The organism is Limnohabitans sp. 2KL-51, assembly GCF_003063645.1.
In the GTDB taxonomy this organism is placed as follows: domain Bacteria; phylum Pseudomonadota; class Gammaproteobacteria; order Burkholderiales; family Burkholderiaceae_C; genus Limnohabitans_A.
The window spans coordinates 16,249-32,796 of record NZ_NESJ01000001.1; the positions used below are offsets into that span (position 1 = coordinate 16,249).

The window sequence follows — 16,548 nt, forward strand, 5'->3', positions numbered from 1 at the left end:
CGCTCAAGCGAACTCGACCAGCGCCTTTTTCATTTTCTTCATGGCCGCCACCTCGATTTGGCGGATGCGCTCGGCACTCACGCCGTATTCGTCGGCCAGGTCGTGCAGGGTCATGCCGCCCGAGCCGTTGTCGTTGACCTTGAGCCAGCGCTCTTCCACGATGCGGCGGCTGCGTTCATCCAGCACATTCAAGGCGCTGGCCAAGCCATCGCTGGCCATCATGTCGCGCTGGTGCGCCTCAATCATGGCAGTGGGTTCATGGTTCACATCGGCCAAGTAGGCGATGGGGCCAAAGGCCTGCTCGCCGTCGTCCGATGGAGCCGGGTCCAGCAACACGTCGCCGCCGGACATGCGCATTTCCATCTCGCGCACTTCCTCGTGTTTGACGTTCAGGCTGTGCGCCATCGAATCCACCTGGTCGGGTGTCAAGGTGTCGCGGTGCGTGCCTTCGTCGGCATCGGCTTTGTAGCCTTGCTTCATCGAGCGCAGGTTAAAGAACAGCTTGCGCTGGGCCTTGGTGGTGGCCACTTTGACCATGCGCCAGTTTTTCAGGATGTACTCGTGGATTTCAGCCTTGATCCAGTGCAGTGCGTAGCTCACCAGACGCACGCCTTGATCGGGGTCGAAGCGCTTGACGGCCTTCATCAGGCCCACATTGCCTTCTTGGATCAGGTCGCCGTGCGGCAGGCCGTAACCCAGGTATTGGCGCGACACCGACACCACCAAGCGCAAGTGCGAGAGCACCAGCTTGCGCGCGGCTTCGAGGTCGTCGTTGGCTTTGAGTTGGCGAGCGGCCTCTTGCTCTTCCTCAAGGGTAAGCATGGGCATGCGGTTGACCGCAGAAATGTAGGCGTCGAGGTGGCCGAGCGAGGGCACGACCGCCCAGGGGTTGCTCAGCGCGATGGCTGTGGCGGGGGAACCAGTTTGAACGTTCATACCAGAACTCCTTTCAGAATACCCCAATATTAGCACTCTCTGGTGAGGAGTGCTAAAGGACGGCCTCGGGTGCCTGAGGATCCTCGGGTTTTCCCTGATTTTAAGAGGAGGAACTGGGTCCGTCTGTGCGCTGGGCCACGGCGCTGGCTGGGGTATTCAGCTCAAAAGGGCCTGGGCAAACTCGCGGGCATTGAAGGTTTCCAGGTCTTCCAGCTTCTCACCCACGCCGATGAAATAGACAGGAATCGGCTTTTCGCGGGCAATGGCGCACAGCACGCCGCCCTTGGCGGTGCCGTCCAGCTTGGTGACGATCAGGCCCGTGAGGCCCAGTGTGTCGTCAAAGGCCTTGACCTGGGCCAAGGCGTTTTGGCCGGTGTTGCCGTCGATCACCAGCAGCACCTCGTGCGGCGCCGTGCCATCGGCCTTTTGCACCACGCGCTTGATCTTTTTCAGCTCTTCCATCAGGTGCGTTTGGGTGGGCAGGCGGCCTGCGGTGTCGACCAGCACCACATCGCGGCCCCGGGCGCGGCCCGCGCTCACCGCGTCAAAGCTCACGGCGGCCGGGTCGCCGCCTTGCTGGCTGATGATCTCGACCGTGTTGCGGGTGGCCCAAACAGCCAGTTGCTCCTTGGCCGCAGCGCGGAAGGTGTCGGCGGCGGCCAGCAGCACGGTCAGGCCTTCGTCGGCCAGGTGCTTGGTCAGTTTGCCAATGGAAGTGGTTTTGCCTGCGCCGTTCACGCCCGCCACCATGATCACGGTGGGCTTGTGGTCACCAATGGTCAAGGGTTTTTGCAGGGGTTGCAGTAAGTCGGTGATGGCGTCGGCCAGCAGGGTTTTGACCTGCGACGGCTCGGTGGCTTTGGACTCTTTGACGCGGCGTTTGAGGTCTTGCAGCAAATGCTCGGTGGCTTTGACGCCGGTATCGGCCAACAGCAACGCGGTTTCCAGTTCTTCGTACAGGTCATCGTCAATGCGCGTGCCGGTGAAGACGGTGGTGATGCTGGAGCCGGTTTTGCGCAGGCCCGCTTTCAGGCGCCCCAGCCAGCCCTGGCGGGTGGCTGGGGCGGGTTCAGGTTGCGTGGGCAATGGCGAAGACGTGGGCGCTGGCGTGGGCGTGGTCGTTACTGCAACAGGCTGTGCCAAAGGGGGCGCAGGCGTCACGGGAGGCGATGGCACCTCGACCGGGGGGGATTTTTTTTTGAAGAAACTGAACATGGCGTGGATTTCAAGGATCATGCATTCTATGAAACCAAACTTTCTCTTGGCACTTTCTTTGGCCACCGCCTTGCTGGCCACGGCTTGGAACGCCTCAGCGCAGGCCTCCCAAGGGTTGCCCAGCGCCTTAGCACCGTCTGGCCAACCCGCGCAGGCCCAAGTTCACACCTTCACCCTGGCCAATGGCATGGTGCTGTGGGTCAAGCCCGACCGGCGCGCCCCCACGGCGGTGCACATGGTTTGGTTGCGTGTGGGTTCCATGGACGAGGTGGACGGCACCAGCGGCGTGGCCCATGTGCTGGAGCACATGCTATTCAAAGGCACGCCCACTCTGGCTGTGGGGGAGTTTTCAAGACGCGTGGCCGCTTTGGGTGGGCGAGAAAACGCCTTCACCGCCAAGGACTACACCGGTTACTACCAGCAAATCCCTTCCAACCAACTCGAAGCCGTGATGCGCCTGGAGTCGGACCGCTTTGCCAACAACCAGTGGCCCGATGCCGAGTTCGCCAAAGAGCTGGAGGTGGTGAAGGAAGAGCGCCGCCTGCGCACCGACGACAACCCCCGTGCCCAGTTGCACGAAATGCTCTCGGCCACCGCTTTGTCGGCTTCGCCCTACCGCCGCCCCATCGTGGGCTGGATGAGCGATCTGGAGGCCATGACGGCGCAAGACGCCCGCGACTTTTACCGCAAGTGGTACACCCCGGCCAACGCGGTGGTGGTGGTGGCCGGTGATGTCGACCCGCTGCAAGTCAAGGCGCTGGCTGAAAAGTATTACGGCAGCATCCCGACCCGCGCCGTGCCCGATCGCAAACCCCGGGACGAGCCCGCGCAGCAAGGCCTGCGCCGCCTCGAATTCAAAGCCCCTGCCGAGCAGTCATATGTGGCGCTCGCCTTCAAAGTGCCGCGCCTGTCCAGCTTGGCGGTCACGCCTGAGCACGACGACGCCTTGGCTTTGACGGTGTTGGCGGCTGTGCTCGATGGTTACAGTGGCGCGCGTCTGGACCGTGCCCTGACCCAGGGCGACAACCGCCTGGCCGACAGCGCCGGGGCCTACAACGGCCTCATGGGCCGGGGTCCGCAGTTCTTTTACCTCGAAGGTGTGCCCGCCAAAGGCCAAACACCACAAGCACTCGAAGCTGCCTTGCGCGCACAAGTGCAGCGCGTGGCCACCGAAGGCGTGAACGAGGCTGAGCTGCAGCGCGTGAAAACCCAATGGGTGGCCAGCGAAATCTACAAACTGGACTCGGTGTTCAACCAGGCCCGTGAACTGGGCGTGGCCTGGACGCTGGGTTTGCCGCCCGATTACGGGGCGCAACTGATCGCCCGCTTGCGCCAAGTCACGCCGGCTCAGGTGCAGGCCGTGGCGCAAAAATATTTTGGTGACGACAGCCTCACCGTGGCCACCTTGCTGCCTCAGCCTTCGTCGGGCCAGCCCCGAGCACGTCGCGCCGCGCCGGGTGCCCGCCATTGATCCGCGCTCATCCCATGAAAGTCCCACACCCCATGTTCTTGATGCCATCCTTGTCCATGACCACACGGGCTTTGCGGCGTTCAGCTTTGGTGCTGGCCTGCTGGGGCGCGGTGGGCTGGGCACACGCGTCCTTGCCCATCCAACACTGGACCCAGCCCAGCGGTGCGCGCGTGTTCTTGGTCGAGAGCCACGCCATTCCCATGGTCGATGTGCAAATCGACATCGACGCGGGCAGCCGCCGCGACCCGGCCGCGCAGGCGGGCCTGGCCTCGGTCATGTCGGGGCAAATGGCCAATGGCACCCGTGCCGATCCGCAAGGCCAAGGCCCGTACCCCCAGGCCCTGGATGAAAACCAGATTGGCGAAGCCTGGGCTGATTTGGGTGCCAGTTTTGGGGGCAGTGCGGGCGGTGACCGCATGAGCTTTGGCCTGCGCAGCCTGAGCTACCCGGACCTGCTGGACAAAGCGGTCGCCTTGGCCGCACGTCAAATGGCGCACCCGGCTTTTCCTGAAGCCATGTGGCTGCGGGACCGTGAACGCACCAGCGCGTCCATCCGCGAATCGCTGACCAAGCCCGGCACCGTGGTGCAGCAGCGCTTTGCGCAGGCGGTATACGGCGCGCACCCCTACGGTTTTCGGGCCACACCCGAGACCCTCTCACGCATCGGCGTGCAAGACCTTAAAAATCTGCACGCCCAAGCTTTGCGCGCTTGCCGCGCCACGGTGAGTGTCGTGGGGGCTTTGACCCGCGCCCAAGCCGACGCCTTGGTGCAGCGCCTGCTGGCGCAGTGGCCCCGTGAATCAGGCTGCCCCAGCTTGCCACCCGTGCCCGAAGTGGCCCCTTTGGCGGCACCGCAAAACCTGAACCTGCCCTTTGACTCGGCCCAGGCCCATGTGCTGATCGGCCAGCCCGGCTACAAACGCACCGACCCCGACTTCTTTGCCCTGCTGGTGGGCAACCACATTTTGGGCGGTGGGGGCTTTGTCTCGCGCCTGACCGAGCAGGTGCGTGAAAAACGCGGCCTGAGCTACAGCGTCTACAGCGGTTTTGCGCCTGGCTTGCACGCCGGGGCTTTCACGGTGGGGCTGCAAACCCGCCCTGACCAAGCCACGCAAGCCGTGGCTGTGGCGCAAGAGGTGGTGCAAGACTTTGTGCGCCAAGGCCCGACCGAGGCCGAGCTGCAAGCGGCCAAATCCAACCTGGTGGGCGGCTTTGCGTTGCGCATCGACAGCAACCGCAAGCTGCTGGACAACGTGGCCAACATCGCCTGGAATCGGCTGCCGCTGGACTACCTGAGCAACTGGACTCGGCAAATCGAGCGCGTCAGCGCCGCCGATATTCAACGCGCTATGGCCCGGGTGTTGCAGCCCGAGCGCATGGTCACCGTGGTGGTGGGCGCAGCGCCCTGATCGGGGCCTTTGGCCGGGTCAGATGTGCGCAGCAAATTGCGGCACATGCCGCATGTGCAGGCTCAGGCCCAAAGCCGCCATGTGGTTGCCGTTGCGTCCCAAAACCGTTTGCGCCAAGGGCAAAAAAGCCTGCTCTTCCAACTGGGCGTGGGCCTGGTAGCGCTGCACCATGGCCTGCAGTGCCAGCACATCGAGTGCTGTGTCCTGGCCCTTGGCTACTTTGCGCAAGCCTGACGCCAGCGAGGCCCAGAGTTTTTCCAAAGTCCGGTGGTCGTGGGTCAGTTGCTCGATCAGCGTATCCACCTGAAGGCGTTCGGCACCGGCTTGTGCGCTGTGGGCCACCGCCGGAAAGAGGTCTTTTTCTTCCTCGCTGTGGTGGCTGTGCAAGGCCTTGTCAAAAAAGGCCAAGGATTCGTTGGCAATTTTTCGTGCCTGGGTCGCAGGCCCCAGCAAAGCAGGCAAATCGCCCAAGCGCGACAACTGCGCAAAGATGCTCAAGTGACAGTTGGCGAAATGCGTGATCGGGGCGTTGGTGTCTTTGTCGCTGCTGTGCATGGGGTGTGTTCCTCTTGAAAAGGTAGGCTTCACTTTAAGGGGCTACATGCGCATTACCCAGTGCGATCTGATCCGAAATTGATGTGCGTCATGCTGGGCTATTGACCCAAATCAAACCCGGTTTAAACGGTTGAAAACCAGGTCATAGCGCAGGGCTGAGGTCAGTGCCTTGGGCAGCGCTGGGTGCGCATCGTATTGGGATCTGCTCAGCCCCTGTGCGCGCCTTTACACTTGCAGCCTATGCCCTCATCCCCTTCCAAACGCGCATCGAAAGACGGCGCTGCCCGCCACGCCGCCGCCAAAAAGCCCCAAAACCCGGTGCCCAAAGGCCCGCCCTCGCACGAGATCCGCATCATCGGCGGGCAGTGGCGGCGTACCCGACTGAAGGTGCTGGACAAACCCGGCTTGCGCCCCACGCCCGACCGGGTGCGCGAAACCTTGTTCAATTGGCTGGGTCAGGATCTGAGTGGCTGGCGCTGCGTAGACGCTTTTGCAGGCACCGGCGTGTTGGGTCTGGAGGCCGCTTCGCGTGGCTCGGCCCATGTGCTGATGGTCGAGCAAGACGCGGTTTTGGTGCGCGATTTGCAAGACAACGCCACCCGCCTGAAAGCCAACATGGTGAGCGTGCAGCGCGGCGACGCGGTGAGCACTTTGGGCCGTTTGCCTGCGGGCAGTGTGGATCTGGTCTTCATCGACCCGCCTTTTGATGGACCCTGGTTTGAGCCTGCTTTGAAAGCCGCCGCCCGGGCCGTGCCTGTGGGCGGTTGGATTTACCTGGAAGCGCCTGTGGCCTGGCCTGCCGAGGCGCTGGCGGCTTTGGGCCTGCAGTGCGAGCGCCACCTCAAAGCGGGTGCGGTGCATGCGCACTTGTTGCAACGGGTCAGCCCTGAATCTGCCCCCACCTGTATTGCCATCCCTGCTGAAGGAGACACGCCATGAGCCGATCTGCCAACAACCCTGTGACCGCTGTTGTCACAGCCGTTTATTCGGGCACCTTTGACCCTCTCACGCTGGGCCATGAAGACGCGATCCGCCGTGCCGCGCAAATGTTTGACAAGGTCATCATTGCCGTGGCCGTGGCGCACCACAAAAAAACCGTGTTCAGCTTGGACGAGCGCGTGTCCCTGGCGCAAGCCGCGCTGGCCGATTGCCCGAACGTCAAGGCGCTGCCGTTTGATGGCCTGATCGTCGAGTTTGTGCGGGCGCAACATGCGCAGGTGATCGTGCGTGGTCTGCGTTCAGTGACCGACTACGACTACGAAACCCAAATGTCGGGCATGAACCGTCATCTGGCGCCTGAAATCGACACGGTTTTTCTGCACACCAGCGCAGGCGTGCAGCACATCAGCAGCACCTTGGTGCGCGAAATCGCCAAGCTCGGCGGCGATGTGTCGGGTTTGGTATCGGCCCCGGTGCTCAACGCCTTGCAGGCCAAGGTCGCCACCAAGCATTGAGACTCAAATCTCCGCGCCTTCCACCAGAAAGCGCACCCGCTTTTGCCCTTGCCATTCATCGGCATCCAGGCGGTAGGCCAATTTCACCCGTGCAGGCAGTGGCTCGGTGCGGCCAAACCAGATGCCGTCGACCGGCTGGCCTTGGTGCTTCATCTTGAGCGACAGGTGTTTCTCACCCACCAAGCGCTGCGACACGATCTCGATCTCTTCGCAAAACACGGGTGGCGCAAAGCCTTGGCCCCAGACCTCGTGGTGCAGCATCTCCACCAGGTCCACCCGGCGGTATTCGGCAGGCAGCGGGCCGTCGGTTTCCAGGCGGCGTTGCAGCGTGGAGGCGTCCAGCCATTCCATGGCCACCTGGTTCAGCGTTTCCTCAAACACATCGAGGTGTTCTTCGGCGATGGTGCAACCTGCCGCCATGGCGTGACCGCCAAAACGCAGCAGCACACCCGGGGCGCGTTTGGCCACGAGGTCGAGCGCATCGCGCAAATGGAATCCCGCAATCGAGCGGCCTGAACCTTTGAGTTCGTGCTCTTTGCCCGGTGCGCTGCTGGCCGCGAACACAAAGGTGGGGCGGTGCAGCTTGTCCTTGATGCGCGAGGCCACGATGCCGACCACACCTTCGTGAAAATCCGGGTCGAACACACAAATGGCGGGCGGCGGCTCGTCGCCTTCGTCAAACAATGACTCAGCCATTTCCATGGCCATTTCGCGCATGTCGCCCTCAATCACGCGGCGCTCGCGGTTGATGGCGTCCAGCTGTTTGGCCAGCTCGTCGGCGCGGCCTGCGTCGTCGGTCAACAGACATTCGATGCCCAGTGTCATGTCGGCCAAGCGGCCTGCGGCATTGATGCGCGGCCCCAAGGCAAAACCAAAGTCAAACGTGGTGGCCTTGGCGGTTTCGCGGCTGGCGGCGCGCATCAGCGCCGACATGCCGGGGGGCAGCGCGCCTGCACGCACGCGGCGCAGGCCTTGCGCCACCAGGCGGCGGTTGTTCGCATCGAGCTTCACCACGTCGGCCACGGTGCCCAAAGCCACCAGGGGCAGCAGGGCGTCGAGGCGCGGCTGAGGACGTGCCCCCACGCTCCCCACTTCGTGTGGTTCGCTGCCCCCCGAGGGGGTGCTCGCCAGCTTGGGGCGGCCCGGCGCTGGCTCGGTGGCGTCAAACACGCCGCGCTGGCGCAGCTCAGCGCGCAGGGCCAGCAGCACATAAAACATCACGCCCACACCGGCGATGGATTTGCTGGTGAAGCTGCAGCCGGGTTGGTTGGGGTTGACGATGACCTCTGCTGTGGGCAGTTCGCTGCCCGGCAAATGGTGGTCGGTCACCAGCACCTGCAAACCCAGGGATTGGGCCGCTTGCACGCCCGCCACGCTGGCGATGCCGTTGTCCACGGTGATCAACACATCGGCGCCTTGCGCGTGCACCCGTTCGGCAATGGGTGGGGTCAGGCCGTAGCCGTCCACTACCCGGTCGGGCACCAGGTAACTCACGTTCTGTGCCCCCAACATGCGCAAACCGCGCACGCCCACGGCGCAGGCGGTCGCCCCATCGCAGTCGTAATCGGCCACGATGCACAGGCGCTTGTTTTGCGCGATGGCGTCGGCCAACATCTTCGCTGCTTCGTGCGTGCCCAACATGCTTGCCGGGGGCAGCAGCAGGTTCAGTGCGTCGTCGAGTTCGTCTTTAGACAACACGCCACGGGCGGCATACAGGCGGGCCAGCAGCGGGTGGATGCCCGCTTGTTCCAGCGCCCAGGCGCTGCGGGGGGGCACATCTCGGGTGAACAAATTCATGGGGGTTTCAAGGAGAGTTCAGGATGCAATGAGGGCTTGGAGTGCCGTTGCAGGGGTGGGTTTGTTGAACAGGCGGCTGATCCGCTGGTGCCAAGCCAAAGGTGCGGCCGTGTAAGTGTGGGCCGTGTGTTCGCTGCACAGGCTGAGCGTGCCTTGGCCGGTGGCTTTGACGTGCTGCAACAAGTCGGCCACGGCACTGGCATCGAGTTGTTGCCAAGCTTGCTGCCAGGCCTGCGCTTGACCGTGCAAGGCGGCTGATCGCAAGGCTATTGAAACGGTCACTGAGGGCGAAGCCGGCACCGGGCCAGTGACGGGCAGCGTGCCCGCACCGTGCAGCCAAAAGGCGTTGACGGTGTATTGCTTGCGCGCATCGCGGGCGTCGTTGACCGGGTGGTTGTACAGCAGCATCTGCATCTCGCTTTGCAGGCGTTGCAGCGGCCGGGCAGCGGGGTGGTCGGGCAGCCAGTCTTTGACGTTTTGGCCGATCACCCGGTCAAGCGATGGGGTGGGCAAATCGGCCAGCATCGCCCCTTGGGCGTGCCACAGCAAGGCGCTGTGCCAAGTCACTTGCAAGCCGTCTTCTTGCAAAAACGGTTGCATGGCCTGCAACAGTTGCTGCGACTCTTCGTCCGACAGATGCAAATGCGCTGGGTCGGCCATGACCACTTGGTCCATGCCGACTTGCCAGTGGCAGGGCGTCATCCAGGCTTGGGGCGCATTGCGTGGGTGGCCTTGTTGCGTTTGGTGCCAAGCGGCCCAAGGTAGGGCCGAGGCCGCAGGGGGCCATCCCAGAGCCTGGGCGTGCAGGCGTTCGTGCGGCAAGTGCAGCGGTGCGGTTTCATGGTCTTGCAGCACTTGCTGGCGCTGCATCAGGCCCAGCAAGGCTTGCAAATTCGGCAGCTGCAAATCGGCCCAAATCTCAGGGCTGTTGAGGGCTTGGCTGGCGGCGTAGGGAATGATCAAGTGCATGGGCCAGATGAAACTTGGGTTTCAAGCCCAGTCTTCCCCAGAGTCCCAAGAGCTGTCACCTGCCTCGTCTGCCGATGCCTGTGGCGACACCAGACCGGGCAAGTTTTCATCCTGGGCGTTGCCCGAAGGCGATGCCAGTGAGTTCGCAGAGGATGCGTCGGCGTTGGATGCGGGAGCAGGCTTGTTGTGCCCCATGAGGTTTTGCACGCCCTGAAACAACAAGCCGCCTGCCACCACGCCCGCTGCGGTGGTGGCCACTTGGGCCATCATGCCGCCACCCCAGGCACTCGTGGGGGCCTGCGCAGGCATGGCTACTGGGCGCGTGGCCATAGGTGGGTTTGAAGAGAATTGGGCCGTGGACGTGTGGACTGGCATGGCTTTCGCAGGTGTTTCTGGCCCACGGCCCCAAGCCTGCGCGCCCGACATCCAAGAACCGCTATTGGCTGGCGCGGTTGCTGGAGTGGCTTGGGTCGCTCGCCATTGGGCCAGCTGAGCCAACTGTTGCGCGTTTTGCGCCTCCAATTGCTCAATGCGGGTTTGGGCCGCTTCCAGCGCCATGCCCAAACCCATGGTCCGCTGCACCAGCAAATACGGAGCGTCAGCTTGCGCCCTGAACGCATCGCTGATAAGACCGTCTGCCGTGGGGTCTTTGGGGTCGGCACGCGTCTGGCGCAAAGCGCTCAAAAATTGCTGCAGCTGGTCACGGTCAGTGGCGTTCATCTGGGGAACCTTTCAAGCATGGATGGGGCATTATGGACAAACAAACAGACAAACCGATCCAGGCGTTCAGATTCAAAGGCACAACGACGGCCACCTCCAAAAAACCGAAGACCCCATGAGGGGTGGTGGGCCTGCCTTTTTATCGGGTGCGGTATCGGGCGCGGTCGATTGGTCACAATAGCGAGCTATGTCTTTTTTCAAAAACATCCCCTACGAGCTGGCGCTGGGCTGGCGCTACACGCGTGCCGGCCGCGCCACCCGGCGAAACGGCTTTATTTCCTTCATTTCGGGCGTGTCCATGATGGGCATTGGCCTGGGCGTGGCCGCGCTCATCATCGTACTGAGCGTGATGAACGGCTTTCAAAAAGAGGTGCGTGACCGCATGTTGGGCGTGGTCTCACACATCGAGGTTTATGCCGCCGACGGCGCGGCCGTGGCCGACTTGCCCGCCTTGCTGGCCCGCCTGAAGGCCAACCCGCAGGTGCTGGGCGCTGCGCCCTTCATCACCGCGCAGGCTTTGCTGGCGCGGGGCGAGGACATGAAGGGCGTGCTGGTGCGCGGCATCGACCCGGCGCTGGAGCCCGAAGTCAGCGATCTGTCAAACGACACGCAAGCCGGGGTGCTGCAGCGCCTGCAGCCGGGGGAGTTCAGCCTGGTGCTGGGCCGCGATCTGGCCAACAACCTGTTTTTGCAAAGCGGCGATCCGGTGACGCTGGTCTCGCCTTCGGGCCAAGTGACCCCTGCGGGCGTGTTGCCGCGCATGAAGCAAATGGGCGTGGTGGGCACGTTTTCTTCAGGGCACTATGAATACGACTCGGCGCTGGCGCTGATGCATGTCGATGACGCTGCCCGCATGTTCCGACTGGATGGCCCCAGCGGCGTGCGCCTGAAGCTGCGTGATTTGCACCAAGCACGGGAGGTGGCGCGTGACCTGCAGTTGGCGCTGGGCCCACAGTTTTTTGTGCGCGACTGGACGCAGCAAAACCGAACCTGGTTTGCCGCTGTACAGGTTGAAAAACGCATGATGTTCATCATCCTCACCCTGATCGTGGCAGTGGCCGCTTTCAATTTGGTCAGCACCTTGGTGATGACGGTGACCGACAAGCGTGCCGACATCGCCATCTTGCGCACACTGGGGGCCAGCCCGCGCAGCATCATGGGCATTTTTGTGGTGCAGGGCGCCACGGTGGGCGTGATCGGCACGATGAGCGGATTGCTCTTGGGTCTGTTGGTGGCTTTCAACATCGATGTGATCGTGCCCGCTCTGGAAACCTTGTTCAACGCCAGCTTTTTGCCGCGCGACATTTACCTGATCAGCCGCATGCCCAGCGAGCCGCTGGCCAGTGACATCTGGCCTGTGGCCATCATCTCCCTGGTGCTGGCTTTTGTGGCCACGCTCTACCCCAGCTGGCGCGCCAGCCAGGTCAACCCGGCGGAGGCACTGCGTTATGAATGACACGAAAAACGTGGGCGCAGTGCTGCAGGCCCAGGGCCTGACCAAGCGCTTCACCGAAGGTCGCTTGGACGTGACGGTCCTGCAAGGCGTGGACCTGCAGGTGCAGGCTGGGGAGACCTTGGCCATCGTGGGCGCTTCCGGCTCGGGCAAGAGCACCTTGCTGCATTTGCTCGGTGGCCTCGATGCTCCGACTCAGGGCTCGGTGCAGCTCAAAGGCCAGTTGTTGTCGGCCTTGAGCGCGGCCGAGCAAGGCCAGTGGCGCAACCGTTATTTGGGCTTTGTCTACCAGTTCCACCATTTGCTGCCCGAGTTCAGCGCGCTGGACAACGTGGCCATGCCGCTGTGGATTCGGCGGCAAGACCGCGCTGAAGCTGCCGCTGTGGCCACGGGCTGGTTGCAGCGCGTGGGTTTGGGTGAGCGCGTGCACCACCGGCCATCGGAGTTGTCGGGCGGTGAGCGCCAGCGTGTGGCCCTGGCCCGCGCTTTGGTGAACGACCCGGCCTGTGTTTTGGCCGATGAACCCACCGGCAACCTGGACCGCGAAACCGCCGACGGCGTGTTTGCGCTGATGCTGCAACTGGCCCGCGAACGTGGCACCGCTTTCGTGGTGGTCACGCACGACCCCGCCTTGGCGTCGCGTTGTGACCGGCAATTGCATTTGGTCAAGGGCGTGTTGCAAGCGCCTGCTTGATCGGTTTGCAACGCCATGTGGATCGACACGCACTGCCACCTGGACGCGGCCGAGTTTGATGCCGACCGCGACGCGGTGCGCCAAGCGGCCCGCCAAGCCGGCGTGGCGCGTTGCGTGATCCCGGCGGTGCACGCCGCTCACTGGGCCGAGGTGGCGCGGCTGGCCGAGCGGCATGGCGACGCTTACGCATTGGGCATTCACCCGCTGTATGTGCCGAAGGCCCAAGAGGCTGACTTGCTGGCGCTGGACCTGGCCTTGACCGAACGCCGCGCTGACCCGTGCTTGGTGGCGGTCGGTGAAATCGGACTGGACTTTTTTGTGCCTGAGTTGTGCACACCTGAGATGCGCGAGCGCCAATGGTTCTTTTACACCGCGCAACTGAAGCTGGCCCAACAACACGGCCTGCCCGTGATTCTGCATTTGCGCCGCTCAGCCGATCTCTTGCTCAAAGGCTTGCGCCAGAGCCCGGTGGTCTCAGGCATTGCCCACGCCTTCAATGGCAGCACCCAGCAGGCGCAGGCTTTTGTGGACATGGGCTTTGCGCTGGGCTTTGGTGGCACCTTGACGTACGAACGCTCGTTGCAGCTGCGCCGCCTGGCCTGCGAGTTGCCACTGAGCGCACTGGTACTGGAGACCGACGCGCCCGACATTCCGCCGCAGTGGCTCTACCAAACCGCCGAGCAGCGGGCGCTGGGTGCAGCACAGGGCCGCAACAGCCCGGCCGAGTTGCCCCGCATCGCCCAGGTGCTGGCCGGGTTGCGGTGCCTGCCGTTCACCGATCTGGCAGCAGTCACCAGCGCCAATGCCAGCCGCGTGTTGCCCCAACTGGCCGCTCTGTACCATCAAGCCCCATGACCCGAAAAAAACCCATCGAACTGCCTGAAGTCAATTTTTCCGAAGACGGCGAGATCCGTTACCTGCACCTGGGCACCGAGTGGATTCAGGGCTCGATGTTTCTGGACCGGCCCTACGACATCGAGCTGGAATATGTGCAGCGCATGTTCGCGTGGTTGCTGTTTTTGCCGCCGGTCGAAGTTAAGGGGGCGCACGCCATGCAGTTGGGACTGGGCGCGGGCACCATCACCAAGTTTTGCCACAAAAAACTCAAGATGGCCTGCACCGCTGTGGAGCTGAACCCCGGCGTGCTGCACGCTTGCCGAGGTTGGTTTCGCCTGCCGCCTGACGATGAGCGCTTGCGCGTGGTGCTGGCCGACGCGTCGCTGGAAATCCAGAAGGACGAATGGCGCGGCACCGTGGATGCGCTGCAGGTGGATCTGTACGACGAAGAGGCGGCCGCCCCGGTGCTGGACACGCCCGATTTTTACCGCCACTGCCGCGAACTGCTGACCCAGCAAGGCTGCATGACGGTCAACCTGTTTGGCCGCTCGTCGAGTTATGCCGAGAGTGTGGAAAAGATATGCGCCGCCTTTGGCGAAGATGCGGTGTGGGTATTCAAGCCCACGCGCGAGGGCAACGCCATCGTGCTGGCGCAGCGAACCGCCAGCCGTCCATCGCGCGATGCACTGGAGCAAATCGCCATTGCCATTGAAGAAAAATGGGGCCTGCCCGCACCGAAATGGCTCAAGGTCTTCAAGCCCCTGACCAAGTGAATGCCTCGCCTATATCCATGCTTTTACGGGGTCTGCATCAGGGTTAACCATGGCTTCGTCACTCCGGGGACATAGGTGTAACCCACATCCTCAAAGACGTCAGTTTCACGCAAAATCAGCACAACTCAAAACAGAGGAGATATCTCGTGAACATCAAAAGTCAGAAAGACTTTTTCGCAGGGCTGTTCTACACCGTCACCGGTGCAGCCTTTGCCTATGGCGCCACCAGCTACAACGTGGGCACCGGTGCCCGCATGGGGCCGGGCTACTTCCCGCTGCTGCTGGGCATCTTGCTGGCCATCATCGGGGCCTTCGTCATGTTCAAGGCCCTCACCGTGGAAACCCAAGACGGCGACAAGATTGGTTCATGGGCTTGGAAGCCTTTGCTCTTCATCATCGCCGGTAACTTGTTGTTTGGTATTTTGCTGGGGGGCTTGCCCAAAATGGGCGTACCGGCCATGGGTTTGATCGTGGCGATTTTCGGCACGACCTTGGTGGTCAGTCTGGCGGGAGACACTTACAAACTCAAGGAGGTTTTGATTCTCGCCACTATCCTGTCTATCGGCAGTTACGGTGCATTCGTGAAGCTGTTGAATTTGCAGTTCCCCGTCTGGCCCACATTCATTACCGGTTGAGGAGAGAAATTCATGGAACTGTTTGATAACCTCGCGCTCGGTTTTGGGGTGGCGTTCACCTTTCAAAACCTGATGTACGCGTTCATTGGCTGTTTGCTGGGTACTTTGATTGGTGTGTTGCCGGGTGTGGGCCCTGTGGCCACCATCGCCATGCTGCTGCCGGCCACTTACGCACTGCCGCCCATTGCGGCTTTGATCATGTTGGCCGGTATTTATTACGGCGCTCAATACGGTGGCTCGACCACCGCGATTTTGGTCAACTTACCCGGAGAAGCTTCGTCGGTCGTGACCATGATCGATGGTTACCAAATGGCCCGCAAAGGGCGGGCTGGCCCCGCTTTGGCGGCGGCCGGTTTGGGTTCTTTCTTTGCCGGTTGTGTGGGCACTTTGGTCTTGGCTGCCTTCGCTGCTCCATTGACCGAAGTCGCCTTCAAGTTTGGACCTGCCGAATACTTCTCGCTGATGGTGTTGGGCTTGATCGGTGCCGTGGTCTTGGCCTCGGGCTCACTCATCAAAGCGGTCGGCATGATCGTGTTGGGTTTGTTGATGGGCCTGATTGGCACCGACGTGAATTCGGGCGTGGCGCGTTTCAGCTTCGATATTCCGGAATTGACCGACGGTGTGGGCTTCATCGTGATCGCTATGGGCGTGTTCGGTTATGGCGAGATCATCTCCAACCTGTCCAAACCCGAAGAAGACCGCGAAGTCTTCACGGCCAAAGTGACAGGCTTGATGCCCACGGCACAAGACTTCAAGAACTTGGCACCTGCGGTGTTGCGCGGCACTGCTTTGGGTTCGGCTTTGGGCATCTTGCCCGGCGGCGGAGCCTTGTTGGCAGCTTTTGCGGCCTACACCATCGAGAAGAAAACCAAGCTCGCTCCTGGCGAGGTGCCTTTTGGTCAAGGCAACATCCGCGGCGTGGCCTCCCCCGAGTCGGCCAACAATGCCGCTTCGCAAACCTCGTTCATTCCTTTGCTCACGCTGGGCATTCCGCCCAATGCCGTGATGGCTTTGATGGTCGGTGCGATGACGATCCACAACATCCAGCCTGGCCCTCAGGTCATGACCAGCAACCCCGAGTTGTTCTGGGGCCTGATCGCGTCGATGTGGATCGGCAACGCCATGCTGATCATCTTGAACCTGCCCTTGATTGGCATTTGGATCAAGTTGCTGTCGGTGCCTTACCGCTGGTTGTTCCCGGCCATCGTGCTGTTCTGCGCGATTGGCGTCTACTCGACCAACAACAACACTTGGGACATCTGGATGGTGGGCATGTTCGGTGTGGTGGGCTACACCTTCATCAAACTCGGCATGGAGCCTGCGCCTTTGCTGCTGGGCTTCATTTTGGGCCCGATGATGGAAGAAAACCTGCGCCGTGCCATGCTCTTGTCGCGCGGTGACTGGAGCGTGTTCGTCACGCGCCCCTTGTCGGCCAGTTTGCTGGCGATGGCGGTGCTGCTGCTCATCATTGTGGCTTTGCCCTCCATCAAGTCCAAGCGCAAAGAGGCTTTTGTCGAAGAGTAACGCTTTTTTGGTTTTGAGGCGGGCCTGGTGCCCCTTTTGCAACGGCCTCCTCGGAGGCCGTTGTCGTTGGGGCTTTTCTTTTTTGTGATTACCGAGGTCTTGTCAC

General features: G+C 62.2%; 16 protein-coding genes. 10 read left to right on the forward strand and 6 right to left on the reverse strand.

Annotation, left to right across the window (positions count from 1 at the left end):
• Positions 1-3 precede the first annotated feature (3 nt).
• The gene (rpoH, locus tag B9Z49_RS00105) at positions 4-936 is read right to left on the reverse strand and encodes an RNA polymerase sigma factor RpoH (protein WP_108351421.1); all 933 of its coding nucleotides are present in this window, start codon (positions 934-936) and stop codon (positions 4-6) included.
• Positions 937-1,092: 156 nt separating this feature from the next.
• Positions 1,093-2,151, reverse strand: coding sequence for a signal recognition particle-docking protein FtsY (gene ftsY / locus B9Z49_RS00110; RefSeq protein WP_108351679.1), 1,059 nt, complete (start codon positions 2,149-2,151; stop codon positions 1,093-1,095).
• A 28-nt stretch (positions 2,152-2,179) separates the two neighbouring features.
• On the opposite strand from ftsY, the gene B9Z49_RS00115 reads away from it, so the two are divergent.
• Both B9Z49_RS00115 and B9Z49_RS00120 read left to right on the forward strand, forming a co-directional pair.
• Positions 2,180-3,622 carry a pitrilysin family protein gene (locus B9Z49_RS00115; protein WP_108351422.1) on the forward strand — a complete coding sequence of 481 codons (1,443 nt, stop codon included), beginning with the start codon at positions 2,180-2,182 and terminating at the stop codon, positions 3,620-3,622.
• Between the two features lie 14 nt (positions 3,623-3,636).
• Positions 3,637-5,031, forward strand: coding sequence for a pitrilysin family protein (locus B9Z49_RS00120; protein WP_199224948.1), 1,395 nt, complete (start codon positions 3,637-3,639; stop codon positions 5,029-5,031).
• 18 nt (positions 5,032-5,049) lie between these two features.
• On the opposite strand, the gene B9Z49_RS00125 is transcribed toward B9Z49_RS00120, so the two are convergent.
• Positions 5,050-5,586 (reverse strand): hemerythrin domain-containing protein, encoded by a 537-nt coding sequence (locus B9Z49_RS00125; protein WP_108351423.1) that lies wholly within the window; start codon positions 5,584-5,586, stop codon positions 5,050-5,052.
• A gap of 240 nt (positions 5,587-5,826) precedes the next feature.
• On the opposite strand from B9Z49_RS00125, the gene rsmD reads away from it, so the two are divergent.
• Positions 5,827-6,525 carry a 16S rRNA (guanine(966)-N(2))-methyltransferase RsmD gene (gene rsmD, locus B9Z49_RS00130; RefSeq protein ID WP_108351424.1) on the forward strand — a complete coding sequence of 233 codons (699 nt, stop codon included), beginning with the start codon at positions 5,827-5,829 and terminating at the stop codon, positions 6,523-6,525.
• A complete protein-coding gene (coaD, locus tag B9Z49_RS00135) occupies positions 6,522-7,040 on the forward strand; it encodes a pantetheine-phosphate adenylyltransferase (protein WP_108351425.1) in 519 nt (172 codons plus the stop codon). Before rsmD ends, coaD begins: the two co-directional genes overlap by 4 nt.
• A gap of 3 nt (positions 7,041-7,043) precedes the next feature.
• Here the strand turns inward: coaD and recJ are convergent, their stop codons facing one another.
• The 3 genes from recJ to B9Z49_RS00150 are packed head-to-tail and all read right to left on the reverse strand — an operon-like array spanning position 7,044 to position 10,526.
• Entirely contained in the window at positions 7,044-8,837 is a 1,794-nt protein-coding gene (recJ, locus tag B9Z49_RS00140; RefSeq protein ID WP_108351426.1) for a single-stranded-DNA-specific exonuclease RecJ, read from the reverse strand.
• 18 nt (positions 8,838-8,855) lie between these two features.
• Entirely contained in the window at positions 8,856-9,806 is a 951-nt protein-coding gene (locus B9Z49_RS00145; protein ID WP_108351427.1) for a hypothetical protein, read from the reverse strand.
• Positions 9,807-9,827: 21 nt separating this feature from the next.
• Positions 9,828-10,526: a DUF2076 domain-containing protein gene (locus tag B9Z49_RS00150; RefSeq protein ID WP_108351428.1), complete on the reverse strand. Its 699-nt coding sequence runs from the start codon at positions 10,524-10,526 to the stop codon at positions 9,828-9,830.
• Between the two features lie 187 nt (positions 10,527-10,713).
• Here B9Z49_RS00150 and B9Z49_RS00155 point away from each other — a divergent pair, with 187 nt between their 5' ends.
• From B9Z49_RS00155 to B9Z49_RS00180, 6 genes are all read left to right on the forward strand, one after another.
• Entirely contained in the window at positions 10,714-11,982 is a 1,269-nt protein-coding gene (locus B9Z49_RS00155; protein WP_108351429.1) for a lipoprotein-releasing ABC transporter permease subunit, read from the forward strand.
• Positions 11,975-12,673, forward strand: coding sequence for a lipoprotein-releasing ABC transporter ATP-binding protein LolD (gene lolD / locus B9Z49_RS00160; protein WP_108351430.1), 699 nt, complete (start codon positions 11,975-11,977; stop codon positions 12,671-12,673). Before B9Z49_RS00155 ends, lolD begins: the two co-directional genes overlap by 8 nt.
• Positions 12,674-12,688: 15 nt before the next feature.
• A complete protein-coding gene (locus B9Z49_RS00165) occupies positions 12,689-13,528 on the forward strand; it encodes a TatD family hydrolase (RefSeq protein ID WP_108351431.1) in 840 nt (279 codons plus the stop codon).
• Positions 13,525-14,283, forward strand: a complete 759-nt coding sequence (locus B9Z49_RS00170; RefSeq protein WP_108351432.1) for a spermidine synthase — start codon at positions 13,525-13,527, stop codon at positions 14,281-14,283. Before B9Z49_RS00165 ends, B9Z49_RS00170 begins: the two co-directional genes overlap by 4 nt.
• Before the next feature lie 146 nt (positions 14,284-14,429).
• The gene (locus B9Z49_RS00175; RefSeq protein ID WP_108351433.1) at positions 14,430-14,918 is read left to right on the forward strand and encodes a tripartite tricarboxylate transporter TctB family protein; all 489 of its coding nucleotides are present in this window, start codon (positions 14,430-14,432) and stop codon (positions 14,916-14,918) included.
• 12 nt (positions 14,919-14,930) lie between these two features.
• Positions 14,931-16,442, forward strand: a complete 1,512-nt coding sequence (locus B9Z49_RS00180; RefSeq protein ID WP_108351434.1) for a tripartite tricarboxylate transporter permease — start codon at positions 14,931-14,933, stop codon at positions 16,440-16,442.
• Positions 16,443-16,548 lie beyond the last annotated feature (106 nt).

Bases quoted from the DNA above. Each gene is read 5' to 3' on its own strand.
- rpoH (WP_108351421.1), bottom strand. From the start codon at position 936: ATGAACGTTCAAACTGGTTCCCCCGCCACAGCCATCGCGCTGAGCAAC.
- ftsY (WP_108351679.1), bottom strand. From the start codon at position 2,151: ATGTTCAGTTTCTTCAAAAAAAAATCCCCCCCGGTCGAGGTGCCATCG.
- B9Z49_RS00115 (WP_108351422.1), top strand. From the start codon at position 2,180: ATGAAACCAAACTTTCTCTTGGCACTTTCTTTGGCCACCGCCTTGCTG.
- B9Z49_RS00120 (WP_199224948.1), top strand. From the start codon at position 3,637: ATGAAAGTCCCACACCCCATGTTCTTGATGCCATCCTTGTCCATGACC.
- B9Z49_RS00125 (WP_108351423.1), bottom strand. From the start codon at position 5,586: ATGCACAGCAGCGACAAAGACACCAACGCCCCGATCACGCATTTCGCC.
- rsmD (WP_108351424.1), top strand. From the start codon at position 5,827: ATGCCCTCATCCCCTTCCAAACGCGCATCGAAAGACGGCGCTGCCCGC.
- coaD (WP_108351425.1), top strand. From the start codon at position 6,522: ATGAGCCGATCTGCCAACAACCCTGTGACCGCTGTTGTCACAGCCGTT.
- recJ (WP_108351426.1), bottom strand. From the start codon at position 8,837: ATGAATTTGTTCACCCGAGATGTGCCCCCCCGCAGCGCCTGGGCGCTG.
- B9Z49_RS00145 (WP_108351427.1), bottom strand. From the start codon at position 9,806: ATGCACTTGATCATTCCCTACGCCGCCAGCCAAGCCCTCAACAGCCCT.
- B9Z49_RS00150 (WP_108351428.1), bottom strand. From the start codon at position 10,526: ATGAACGCCACTGACCGTGACCAGCTGCAGCAATTTTTGAGCGCTTTG.
- B9Z49_RS00155 (WP_108351429.1), top strand. From the start codon at position 10,714: ATGTCTTTTTTCAAAAACATCCCCTACGAGCTGGCGCTGGGCTGGCGC.
- lolD (WP_108351430.1), top strand. From the start codon at position 11,975: ATGAATGACACGAAAAACGTGGGCGCAGTGCTGCAGGCCCAGGGCCTG.
- B9Z49_RS00165 (WP_108351431.1), top strand. From the start codon at position 12,689: ATGTGGATCGACACGCACTGCCACCTGGACGCGGCCGAGTTTGATGCC.
- B9Z49_RS00170 (WP_108351432.1), top strand. From the start codon at position 13,525: ATGACCCGAAAAAAACCCATCGAACTGCCTGAAGTCAATTTTTCCGAA.
- B9Z49_RS00180 (WP_108351434.1), top strand. From the start codon at position 14,931: ATGGAACTGTTTGATAACCTCGCGCTCGGTTTTGGGGTGGCGTTCACC.